This is a genomic window from Allobacillus halotolerans (genome assembly GCF_018967645.1).
Classification (GTDB): Bacteria; Bacillota; Bacilli; order Bacillales; family Alkalibacillaceae; genus Allobacillus; species Allobacillus halotolerans.
This window is the reverse complement of the sequence record NZ_JAHLZF010000027.1, coordinates 18985-29990: the sequence shown is the minus strand read 5'-3', so window position 1 is coordinate 29990 and position 11006 is coordinate 18985. Positions and strand designations below refer to the sequence as shown.

The following is an 11006-nucleotide window of genomic DNA, read 5'->3' as shown; positions in this document are numbered from 1 at the left end:
TTGAATATAAAGCCAGGTGGTATGGTAAGAAGGTCATAACCGTTGCGAGAAACTTCCCTTCAAGCCAGCTGTGCTCAAACTGTGGCTACCGCAATCAAGAAGTTAAGAATCTCGCCTTACGTGAATGGAACTGTAGTGAATGTGGGGAACAACACGATCGAGATCTTAACGCAAGTATAAATATCAAAAACGAAGCCATAAGACTTCTAACCGTAGGAACTACGGAGATAGCCTAATCAATAACTGGCGGTTACGCTGGTGTTCTTAGGAATCCCCCCTTCAAACAACCGTAGTTTGTTAAGTGGTGGGCAGTTCAATTTTCATGTAATGTGGTATGGATTGAATAGATCGAATTTGTTAGGAAACGTTAATAATAAAAGATTGAGGAGGAATTGGATGTCTAGCTTGCCAAACTTACCTACCGACGCAATCCCTTATTGGCGCGATTCGACCGAACTATCTTCTTATCCCGCGCTAGAGCACAATTTAGACGTGGATGTCCTTATTGTTGGTGGTGGAATCACCGGATTGACTACTGCAGAAATATTATCTAAAGAACAATTGAATGTCGCTCTAATCGAAGCCAGTCGCTTCGTCAGTGGAACGACTGGTCATACGACAGCGAAAGTAACTGCTCAACACGGATTAATTTATGATGAGCTCATTAACAAGCACGGTGTTGAACCTGCTCGAAAATATTACGAAGCAAACAAAAACGCCATTCGATATATGAAGGAGCTTATTGAGAAAAATCAAATTGACTGTGATTTTGAACAGCAAGATGCTTTTTTATATGCTACGACTGGTGAGTACGCAAATAAGTTGGAAACGGAATATAAAGCTTATGATCAATTGAATATTAAAGGTGATTTAACAACTAAAATTCCGATGGATTTGACGATTGAAAATGCTTTATCCATGAAAAACCAATATCAATTTCACCCAGTCAAATACTTAAAACATATCATCAATTTAGTCGACCAGCGCGGTGTGAAATTGTTTGAGAATACGAGCGCAGTCGATATCCAAAAAGATGACAAGCGAGTGACGATTAAAACAGAGAATGGAAAAAAAATTAAAGCCAACTATGTACTCATTTGTTCGCATTTTCCGTTTTATGAAGGAAAAGCGTTATGGTCTACACGTATTTACCCAGAACGTTCTTATGCATTAAGTATAAAAGCAAATAAACCTTATCCGGGTGGGATGTATTTAAAAACAGACACACCGAAACGTTCCATCCGTTACCAACCGACAGACGATGGTGAACTATACATTATCGGTGGAGAAAATCATAAGACCGGCCAAGGACAAGACATGATGGAACATTTTAAAGCATTACGGCGATTTGCGGATGAGCTTTTTGATGACTATGAAATTTTGAATAGATGGTCGGCTCAAGACTTAACAACCATGGATAAGGTGCCGTATATCGGACCGATGACGAAAGATAACCCTAATATTTTAGTAGCAACTGGATATCGTAAGTGGGGTATGACCAATGGTACGGTTGCAGCAAAGCTTTTAAGTGACCTCGTGCTTGGAGAAATTACTCCTTATGCAGATTTATTCAAGCCTTCCCGTTTTGAGGCTAACCCGAGTATCCAACAATTTGTAAAAGAAAACGTGAATGTCGCTAAAGAATTAGTTAAAGGAAAAATGGACCGAAAAAACAATAATATTGATGAACTAAATAATGACGAAGCAACTACTTTCCGAATGGATGGTGGCCGTAAAGGTGCCTATCGTGATTCTTCTGGTGAACTTCATATTGTCGATACGACTTGTACCCATGCTGGTTGCGAGGTCAATTGGAACAGTGGTGAGAAGTCATGGGATTGCCCATGCCACGGTTCACGGTTTTCTTATACCGGTGAAGTGTTGGAAGGACCAGCCAAGGAACCTTTACAAAAACATGATCACACCATGCTCGATAGCTTGAAGCCAAGTGATTGGAAGGAATAAAACATTCAAATGTTTAAATCCATTTCCACGTGGTAAACACTAAGTAGACAAATCAAATAAGGAGTGATCAACATGCCATTTGTAAAAGAGTATATGAATGATCAAGAATTAGCAAAAGATGTTCAAAAACTTAGAGATAACGGCGTCAATAAAGACAATGTATATGTATTGTCCCATGATGATGACAGAACAAATCGCGTAGCAGATAATGCTGATGCAAGCACAATCTCCCAAGACTTCTCTGATGCTGTCGGCAATATGTTCAACAAAAAAGGTGACGAGCTTCGCAGCAAGTTAGAAGAAGTTGGTTTTTCTGAAGCCGAAGCAACAAATTATGAAAAAGAAATGGATAAAGGTAAAATCCTATTAATCGTTGATGAAGATGAAAATGTGGAAAATGTATTAGGCTTTTAATAAAGCATTATGTACCCCTTGGCTTTCATAAGTCGAGGGGTTTTTACTGTGTTTGATTCAACAATCCTCTAATCAAAAAGCGATACCATTCAACCTTCCTGTAACATCGCCCAATTCATATGGAGTTCACCGTCCACCCTATTCATCGTTCCGACATAAATTTCATGATCCTGAATACCAAGCTCTTCAAAATGGCGAACGGCTGAATAACACGCAAAGGTGACTTTTTTATTTTGCAGCTCATTCAACGATAACCAGACCAACTCCTCATCGTCACTATTAACGAGTTTCCGGTCCGTCAATACGTCACCTACAAACATGTACTGAACTCGAACCTCTTCGTCTTTCATTCGATAAATAATATATTTTAATCGTAGTCCGTCAATCTCCTCTTCGCGAATACTCGTTTCTTCATAAATTTCTCTGACACAGGCATGTTTGGGTTCATTTAACTCATAGGGTTCAATATGGCCTCCGACAGGTACAAGGTAACCTGGTAAAAACGTCCTGTGTTGATTTCGTTGCACAAATAAAGCTTTTCCATTTTTATATAATAAAGCGACAGCCATTTGTCTTATTTTCATTTTTATCTCCTATTTTTTATCTTTGTTGTGTTTTAGGATATCATAAGCTTAGAGCATATTGGTAGGAGGGTGATTTCATGAACAAAGCTGTATTTTTGGACCGAGATGGTGTCATTAATGAAGTACTTACGGACCGTGTGAAGTATGTAAACAAGCCCAAAGATCTTTATTTTCTTCCAACCGTTAAGCAAGCCGTCAAAAAGCTACATGAGGCAGGCTATCAGTTATTTGTCGTAACCAACCAAGGTGGCGTCGGATTAGGGTATATGACAGACCAAGAGCTGATTGATATCCATGACAAAATGGTTTATGAACTAGAGAAAGCTGGCGGGAAAATTACTGAAGTCAAAGCTTGTATTCACCATCCAAAATCGAACTGTGCATGTAGAAAGCCGAAACCTGGAATGATCAAAGATTTGGTTGAAGCTTATGACGTTGATCCCAATTCAAGTTACATGATTGGCGACCGTGAAGTTGATTTAGAAGCCGGAAATGCTGCAGGGCTTAAAAGTTTAATGGTCTCCGATGAATCTGATTTGGCCTACAAGTCTTTCAAGGATCTTGGTGAAGCTGCAGATTGGATCATTAACGAAACATAAAAAAAGATCCTGCTTAGCGTGCGGGATCTTCATTATTTTTCAATCTTCTTGATGATAGGAAGACTTCAAAAAGAGTCAATAGAATGATAAAAATCAATAGACCATGATCAAAAAATATGGCTGCCTGCTCATTTCCAAAAATTATTGCCAACAGGCCGACAAGCACAACAATCCAACCGGTACTGAACAATTGCCAATTCATAATCTCTTTATTGGAAACGCCTTTATATTTTTTATAATTCAGCGCAAAAATAACAACACCAGCCAAAACAAAGATTAAGAATTCACCGAAGTCTCCAGATGTCATATAATCCCATAGAAGAACCACTGTATAAATACCTAAAATAATATAGTCATGTGGTTTAATAAGATTCAATTGAACCCCTCCTTTGTGACTCTATAGTACATCTTCCCCTTTTTCTTAAAAATTATCGTCCGACAAACATTTGTGTCCAATACGTCGTTCCATTTTTCTCGACATAACCGACGCCAAGATGTGTAAATTGATCATGCATAATGTTTTTTCGATGTCCTTCGCTATTCATCCAACCATTCATGACCTCTTCCGGTGACCGTTGTCCCATGGCGATATTCTCACCTGCTGCGCGGTAATCCACCCCGAAAGTTTGCATCATTTCAAATGGTGAGCCGTAATTTGGTGACTGGTGATCGAAATAATTGGAATCCGCCATATCATGAGATTTCGCTCGGGCCACCTCACTGACTTCTACCGAAAATTCAAGTGGTTCCAATCCCTGTGCTTTTCGTTCTTCATTCGCCAACTCCAACACTTCGTATTCAAACTCCTGTATATCCGCTTCCGTCAATTTAATCTCAGGCTTTTTATTCTTTCCTTGTTCAGTCGATTCGTGCCTAGGCATTTCTTGAAATTGGATGGATGATTCATCATCCATTAAACTGGAAAAGAAAAACTGCACGCGATTTGCGGTCGATTTCATTCGATCGCCAATTTCTTCTATGTCTATATCTTGAACACTATCTTTTGTGTCTTCCCACATTGTTGAAACTGTCAATTCGCCACTCGGCTTGGACATCCATTCATTGATTGGAAGAACAAAAAATATAAAAATAAGAACAGCAATCATTCCAATAAAACGCAGTAGCCTCATTTCGGTTCCTCCCCTGATGTCCCTCTTTGTTGCTTACGTTCATCAAAAACTTATTCTCAGTTTTCACAGTTTCATAAACGATTAAACCTCTTATGTCTATTCTACTATATTTTGCCCAGTCAATGCTTCGCTCGCACTTAAAAACGCTGCACCAGAATGACACTGATGCAGCGTTTTTATTACTATTTCTTTTTATCAAAAAGAACTAATAATCCAGGTAATAAAACCCCTCTGATTATGAATGTATCAATTAAGATACCAACCGCAACGATAAATCCGAAAACGAACAACAGTTGTACGGGCTGTGTCATAAGTACAGCGAATGTTGCGGCCAATAATAGGCCGGCTGATGAAATGACTCCACCTGTATGGGCAATTGCAGTATGAACAGCATCTCTCGTATCCAGTCGTTCTTGTTCTTCCATATACCGCGAAACAAGCATAATACTGTAATCGATTCCCAATGCCACCAAGAAAACAAATGCATAGAGTGGCACCCGGTTACTGATGGTTCCGATATCAAAGAATAACTCGGTTAAAAAGATACCTGCACCAATGGCAGCAACAAAGGAAATCAAGTTTGTCGCCATCATAATGAATGCCCGCTTAAATGACTTCGTCAAAAACATGAGCATTCCTAAAATCAATAACGTTTCGATAATAGCAATGACGAAGAAATCACGGAAATTCAATGCTCGATCGTCCACTTGGGCGGCAGTCTCACCAGCGAAATATAAATCTCCTTTTAGACCAGCCGCTTCCACATAAGTCTGTTCTTGATCAACCATTGTTTCTAGCTGATCCATCGCTGCTTTTTCGTAAGGGTTACCCGTGAATGTTAATGTAAACCGAGCTGCCCTATTGCCTTCCGTCGTTCCTAGTAGATCAACAGATTGGACGTTGTCTATATTTGATAATGCATCACTCAATTTTTGCAAATCTTCTTCTGAAGCTTTTTCATTACCTTCAAAAAGAACGGTCGTCGGAGCCAAATCACCACTTGCGAATTTTTCCTCAATTAATTCAAAGCCTTCTTTTGATTCCATGTCATCCGGAAACGAATTGAGCAAGTTAAAATCGTATTCTAAGTTCATTAAGTTGCTGGCGGCAATACCCATTACGATCAATGTCGCAACAACACTTACTCCTGGCTTTTTCGTCACTCCTTTACCAACTTTATGCCAGAAAGAATTTGGCTTTATGTTATCATCTCCGACATTAGGAACCTTAGGCCAAAAGGATCTTCTGCCGAACAATGCAAACAATGACGGTATAAGTGTTAATGAAGAAATAATAATAACTAGCATCGTCGTCGCAAAACTAGGTGCGAAATTTTGATAATCACCTAATCGAGCAAAGAACAATACGAGCATGGCTGCAAGTACTGTCCCACCCGAAATGAATAAAGGCAGTCCGAGTGCACTCATCGTTGCTTGCATGGCAGCATGCTTATTTTCATGCGTCTTCAATTCTTCTCGAAACCGTGAAAAGACAAACAATGAATAATCGACCGTTGCGGCAAACAACAAGATCGACATAATTGAAATCGTTTGATTCGAGTAATCAAGACCTAACGCTCCAAAAATCCCCAACAATTGTAACGTAACAAAATATACGAACCCCGCGGCGAGTAATGGAATCAGTGCTAATAATGGTGAACGGTAAATAATAATTAAAAGGACTAAGATTAACCCGACTGTAGATAAAATCAACACGACATCCGCACGAGAGAATAAGTCCAATGTATCTGTTGAAATTCCTGCTGGCCCCGTTACATAAAGGCTCATGCTCGTTTCATCAGCAACTATTTCATGAATTGTTTCTTTTTCTTCAACGAGTTCAGCGTTTTCCATTGACTGATCGAACGCCATTGGAATCAAGGCTGTTGATTGATCTTCCGAAAGAAAAGACGCTGCTGCCTGTGGTGGCATTTCGCTTAACGGCGGAATACTTTTCAACCCTTCTACTTCAGAATCACGGATTGCACGAATGACATTCGCCAGTTCCTGCCAATCGACTTGGTTATTTTCTGCTTCGAAAACCAATAAGGCTGGAATATCCTCTTCTTTGCCAAAATGTTCATCGATTTTTTCTTGCGCAATAACGGATTGAACATCTTCTGGCAAGGACTCGATACTTGTAACCTCGTAATCCTTTGCACTTGGAGCGAATACTGCAAGTAATACCGCAAATAACAACCAAGCCGACAGGGTCAGCCACATTCCTTTTTTTGTGGTTACTTGATTCGTAATTCTTTGCAAAACTGTTTTCATATACGCGCCTCTTTTCCTCGCTATAGTATCACTTATACAGTTACAGGATGCTTTTTATTCGTTTGAACAAGCCGTTTTCATATTTGTGAGAACGGTATTGCTTTATGTACACGCTCACAAAACTTTTCCCTATTGCAAGTTGCTCTAAGCAAGAAATCCAATTCGATTGTTACAAAATTTGTATCCTTGAATGTTTTTACAAGATTCCTCTTTATCATAGTCTATTGTTACTTGTGTAAACATTCTGACCTGTATCTTCAAGAAATTCCCTTAAACACTCATTCCATTCTATGAATTCATTTTATTCATTGTTATAGTAAAGAAAACAACATATTTTGGAGTGAACAATATGAATCAACGTTTTTGGAGCAACACACTAATCCGACTGGCAGCATTGTTTGGGGCAATTGGCGCCGGACTAGGTGCGCATATGGCAGGTGCAGGTTCATATGCACTTAAACCCATTCATGCCCATATTCTAGTAGCTGGGTGGCTAACTGTTTTTGCTTGGGGAATTTTTTATCGTGTCGTTGAAGTTAGAGCACCGAAGCTTGCCATCACCCATGCAATTACCGGCATCATCGGTTCCATTGGTCTTACGGTCGGCATGTGGTTGGAGTTTTTAAATCCACTTCCGATTTCAGATACAATTAATCTACTCGTTTATATTATTGGTGGTTCCATTTTATTACTCAGTTTCATCCTATTTTTCCTATTGACGTTCTTCCTGTCTAACGATTAATTTTTAGGAGGTTCCCCTGATGATTATTTATGTCATGTTCGGTCTCGCGTTCGTCGTGATTATTTTGACCGTCATTGCGATGATCAGAAGCTTTACACATCGACTTCAAGAACCTACAGAAAAGTTACAACAACGCGTTGACGAACTCGAAAGACAACTAGAAGAGCAAAATCGATGAACTTGAACGATAACTTTATGAGGTCGTCGGGCGGTTGGAACGCTTCATCGAGCGGCTACGGCGATTTGTCGAGCGGTTGGAACGCTTCATCGAGCGGCTCCAGCGAGTTGTCGAGCGGTTGGATTGCTTTATCGAGCGGTTACGGCGATTTGTCGAGCGGTTGGAACGCTTCATCGAGCGGCTACGGCGATTTGTCGAGCGGTTGGATTGCTTTATCAAGCGGTTACGGCGATTTGTCGAGCGGTTGGAATGCTTCATCGAGCGGCTCCAGCGCTTTGTCGAGCGGCTCGCCACCTTGTGGAGGGTAAAGAGATTATTCTATTCTTACATTCTCCTTATTGCAAAAAAAGCTCTAGATGGCTGGTCAAGCAGCCTTCTAGAGCTTTTTCTATTAAAATGTATCCGGATTTGATCCTGTTCGCTCGTCTTTATTCATGCCATCAATCCGCTTCATTTCTTCATCTGTTAACGAAAAGTCAAACACATCTGCGTTTTCGACTATTCGTTTTTCGCGTATCGATTTCGGAATCGTCACAACACCATGCTGAATATCCCAACGGAGCATCACTTGAGCAACCGTTTTTCCGTGTGCCTCAGCAATTTCCATTAATGTTGGGTCTTCAAATAAGCGACCTTTTTTCAAAGGTGACCATGCCTCAAACTGAATGTTATTGTCCTGGCAAAACTTCCGTAAATCGCTTTGTGTTAAATGTGGATGAAATTCCACTTGATCGACCATGGGAGTAATGGTGCAATCCTCCATCAAGTCCTCCAAATGATGAACATGGAAGTTGCTGACTCCGATTGCCCGAACTTTCCCTTCCTCATAAAGCTTCTCAAGGGCTCGATACGTATCTTTGTACTTGCCGCTGACCGGCCAATGAATCAAATATAAATCCAAATAATCTGTGCCCAATTTCTCAAGTGTTTCCTCGAATGCTTTCAACGTGCTTTCATATCCTTGATCGTCATTCCACACTTTTGAAGTAATGAAAATTTCTTCTCGAGGAATTCCAGAATCTTTAACCGCTTGCCCGACGCCTTTTTCATTATCATAAATTGTTGCCGTATCAATGTGAAGATAACCATTTTTCAGTGCCGATGATACGGCGTGAATGACAGTATCGCCATCCTCGACCTTGTATACACCAAGTCCAAAACCTGGCATCTTTACGCCATTGTTCAATGTAACAGTATCTTGTAGATGAGTAATCATGTGATCCCCTCCTAAATAACTTACTCTTCCATTAGTTTAAAGGATAATAAATTGACGCACAAAACAAAGTCTTTATGTAGATGTGTGCTTGTTAAGAGACTCACTGCATCCACCCCTTATCCTTCACCTTTGAAACAGCTTCAATCCGATTCGACACCTCCAGTTTATCAAAAATCACAGAGATATAATTACGTACAGTTCCGTTCGTTAAATAGAGTTCCTTCGAAATTTGCTTTGTACTTTTCCCTTCAGCGATCAATTGAAGAACTTCATTCTCACGATCTGTTAAAGGATTTTCTTCTTCATAAGCCAGATCGATTAATTCTGGCGCATATACTTTACGTCCATCTAATATCTTACGGATAGAGCTGGCTAACTCTTCACTCGGACTGTCTTTTAGTAAATAACCACTAACCTTTGCCTGACGAGCTCTCTCGAAATATCCGGCACGCGCAAACGTCGTCAATATGATGACTTCGCACTTCTCATCTTTCATTTCTTCTGCTGCATCCAAGCCGTTTTTAATCGGCATTTCAATGTCCATGATGCAAATGTCCGGTTGAAGCTCACTGACTAATCGTACGGCCTCTTCTCCGTTTCTTGCTTTCCCGACCACTTCCATATCTTCTTCAAGGTCGAGCAATGAGCCTAACGCGCCAAGTAACATTCCTTGATCCTCCGCCAACACGATTCGAATCATTTTATCCCTCCTGCTTCAACTGTTGCATGACATTCGGTACAGTGACAATTAATGTAGTTCCACGGTCGCTGCTTTTAATCTCAAGCTCTCCATTCACAAATTCCAGTCGTTCCTTCATGCCATCTAGTCCATGGCCGGTCGGTGAATGTTCTTTAGACCCTATACCGACTCCATTATCTTCAATCCGTAAAACAGTTTCATGTTCCGACTCAGTCGTAGCTATTTTGCACTCGGTAGCTTGACTATGTTTCACAATATTCGTCACGGCTTCTTTTAGACTCATGCTCATGACGTCTTCCACTAAAGAAGGTACATATTTCAGTTCCTTATCTCCTTGAATGTCCACCCCAATAGTAGCCGCTTCTAACAGCTGCTTCACATGCTTGATCTCCTCAGAGAACTTCGAGATTCTCATGCCGGCTAACATTTCCCTCACTTCATTTAATGCCGTTCTTGCAGTTTGGTTAATATCGTCGATTTCACCTTTTGCCTTATTGTTATCTTTATTAATCAGCCGTCCTGCCAAGTCGCTTTTCAAACCAATTAAAGACAGCTTTTGACCTAACGTATCATGCAAATCACGAGCAATTCGCTGACGTTCCTCATAAACCAGTAATTGGGATATTTTTTTATTTGCATCCGATAATTGAGCCTCAAGATTTTGTCTTTTTCTGCGGTTGTATGTATTGATTGGCAACAAGATGACTCCAAGAATTGTCAGTATTAAAAATGGCCATTGAGAAAAGAACAACTCTTTCTGTGTAAAATAACTCAAAGCAGAAGCTAGAACGGTCAAGACTAAATGGACAACATAAAGTGATATAAAACCACCTTTATGTTTGGCATTTCCGATGAAAAAAGCAATGAACAGTGAAAAATATACATATCCATAAAACAAAGACATCCCGACACTGATCAGCATCATAATCGACACACAGACATACAATAATCCGCCGATCGATAGGAATGACAGCCGATAAGCACCGAAGAAAATAACGATTAAAGCTATACCGAGCAGTATTTCCCATTGTGTATTCGACCGAAAAATGAAATAAAAGGGCAACAAACTCATAATCACCCATACATATATACTTAAACTAATGTTTTTCGGAAATAAATTGAACCAATTTTGCATCAGAAAATTCCCTTTCTTCATCTCTTTCATATAGTATCACCTATTATAAAGAAAAAGAAAATCATTCACG

The 11006-nt window shown here is 40.0% G+C and carries 14 protein-coding genes; 7 read left to right on the top strand and 7 right to left on the bottom strand.

The genetic code is table 11. From position 1 onward, the window contains the following. From KQ486_RS13225 to KQ486_RS13215, 3 genes are all read left to right on the top strand, one after another. Window positions 1–236 (top strand): zinc ribbon domain-containing protein (locus KQ486_RS13225; protein ID WP_216687921.1); only part of this gene is annotated, 236 nt, incomplete at its 5' end. A gap of 160 nt (window positions 237–396) precedes the next feature. Next, window positions 397–1965, top strand: coding sequence for an FAD-dependent oxidoreductase (locus KQ486_RS13220; RefSeq protein WP_216687920.1), 1569 nt, complete (start codon window positions 397–399; stop codon window positions 1963–1965). Between the two features lie 72 nt (window positions 1966–2037). After that, window positions 2038–2379 (top strand): YflT domain-containing protein, encoded by a 342-nt coding sequence (locus KQ486_RS13215; RefSeq protein WP_216687919.1) that lies wholly within the window; start codon window positions 2038–2040, stop codon window positions 2377–2379. A gap of 89 nt (window positions 2380–2468) precedes the next feature. Here KQ486_RS13215 and KQ486_RS13210 read toward each other — a convergent pair whose 3' ends face one another. Continuing rightward, a complete protein-coding gene (locus tag KQ486_RS13210; protein ID WP_216687918.1) occupies window positions 2469–2963 on the bottom strand; it encodes an NUDIX hydrolase in 495 nt (164 codons plus the stop codon). Window positions 2964–3040: 77 nt separating this feature from the next. Between KQ486_RS13210 and KQ486_RS13205 the strand changes: the two genes are divergently transcribed. Continuing rightward, the gene (locus KQ486_RS13205) at window positions 3041–3562 is read left to right on the top strand and encodes a D-glycero-alpha-D-manno-heptose-1,7-bisphosphate 7-phosphatase (RefSeq protein WP_216687917.1); all 522 of its coding nucleotides are present in this window, start codon (window positions 3041–3043) and stop codon (window positions 3560–3562) included. 13 nt (window positions 3563–3575) lie between these two features. Here KQ486_RS13205 and KQ486_RS13200 read toward each other — a convergent pair whose 3' ends face one another. From KQ486_RS13200 to KQ486_RS13190, 3 genes are all read right to left on the bottom strand, one after another. Then, window positions 3576–3938 carry a hypothetical protein gene (locus KQ486_RS13200; protein ID WP_216687916.1) on the bottom strand — a complete coding sequence of 121 codons (363 nt, stop codon included), beginning with the start codon at window positions 3936–3938 and terminating at the stop codon, window positions 3576–3578. A 52-nt stretch (window positions 3939–3990) separates the two neighbouring features. Beyond that, on the bottom strand, window positions 3991–4692 hold the full coding sequence (locus KQ486_RS13195; protein WP_216687915.1) for a CAP domain-containing protein: 702 nt from the start codon (window positions 4690–4692) through the stop codon (window positions 3991–3993). Window positions 4693–4874: 182 nt separating this feature from the next. Continuing rightward, window positions 4875–6965 (bottom strand): MMPL family transporter, encoded by a 2091-nt coding sequence (locus KQ486_RS13190; protein ID WP_216687914.1) that lies wholly within the window; start codon window positions 6963–6965, stop codon window positions 4875–4877. A 349-nt stretch (window positions 6966–7314) separates the two neighbouring features. On the opposite strand from KQ486_RS13190, the gene KQ486_RS13185 reads away from it, so the two are divergent. Genes KQ486_RS13185 through KQ486_RS13175 form a run of 3 tightly spaced genes read left to right on the top strand, consistent with a single transcriptional unit; the run spans window position 7315 to window position 8297 of the window. Beyond that, entirely contained in the window at window positions 7315–7707 is a 393-nt protein-coding gene (locus KQ486_RS13185; protein ID WP_212371403.1) for a hypothetical protein, read from the top strand. Window positions 7708–7726: 19 nt separating this feature from the next. Then, entirely contained in the window at window positions 7727–7885 is a 159-nt protein-coding gene (locus KQ486_RS13180; RefSeq protein WP_216687913.1) for a hypothetical protein, read from the top strand. A 34-nt stretch (window positions 7886–7919) separates the two neighbouring features. Further along, entirely contained in the window at window positions 7920–8297 is a 378-nt protein-coding gene (locus KQ486_RS13175) for a hypothetical protein (RefSeq protein WP_216687912.1), read from the top strand. Here the strand turns inward: KQ486_RS13175 and KQ486_RS13170 are convergent. The 3 genes from KQ486_RS13170 to KQ486_RS13160 all read right to left on the bottom strand — a co-directional run bounded on the left by KQ486_RS13170 (window position 8277) and on the right by KQ486_RS13160 (window position 10966). After that, window positions 8277–9101 carry an aldo/keto reductase gene (locus KQ486_RS13170; RefSeq protein WP_216687911.1) on the bottom strand — a complete coding sequence of 275 codons (825 nt, stop codon included), beginning with the start codon at window positions 9099–9101 and terminating at the stop codon, window positions 8277–8279. The two genes, KQ486_RS13175 and KQ486_RS13170, sit on opposite strands and share 21 nt — an antisense overlap. Window positions 9102–9201: 100 nt before the next feature. Beyond that, window positions 9202–9801: a response regulator transcription factor gene (locus KQ486_RS13165; protein ID WP_216687910.1), complete on the bottom strand. Its 600-nt coding sequence runs from the start codon at window positions 9799–9801 to the stop codon at window positions 9202–9204. A 1-nt stretch (window position 9802) separates the two neighbouring features. After that, window positions 9803–10966 carry a sensor histidine kinase gene (locus KQ486_RS13160; RefSeq protein WP_311379189.1) on the bottom strand — a complete coding sequence of 388 codons (1164 nt, stop codon included), beginning with the start codon at window positions 10964–10966 and terminating at the stop codon, window positions 9803–9805. Window positions 10967–11006: the final 40 nt, after the last annotated feature.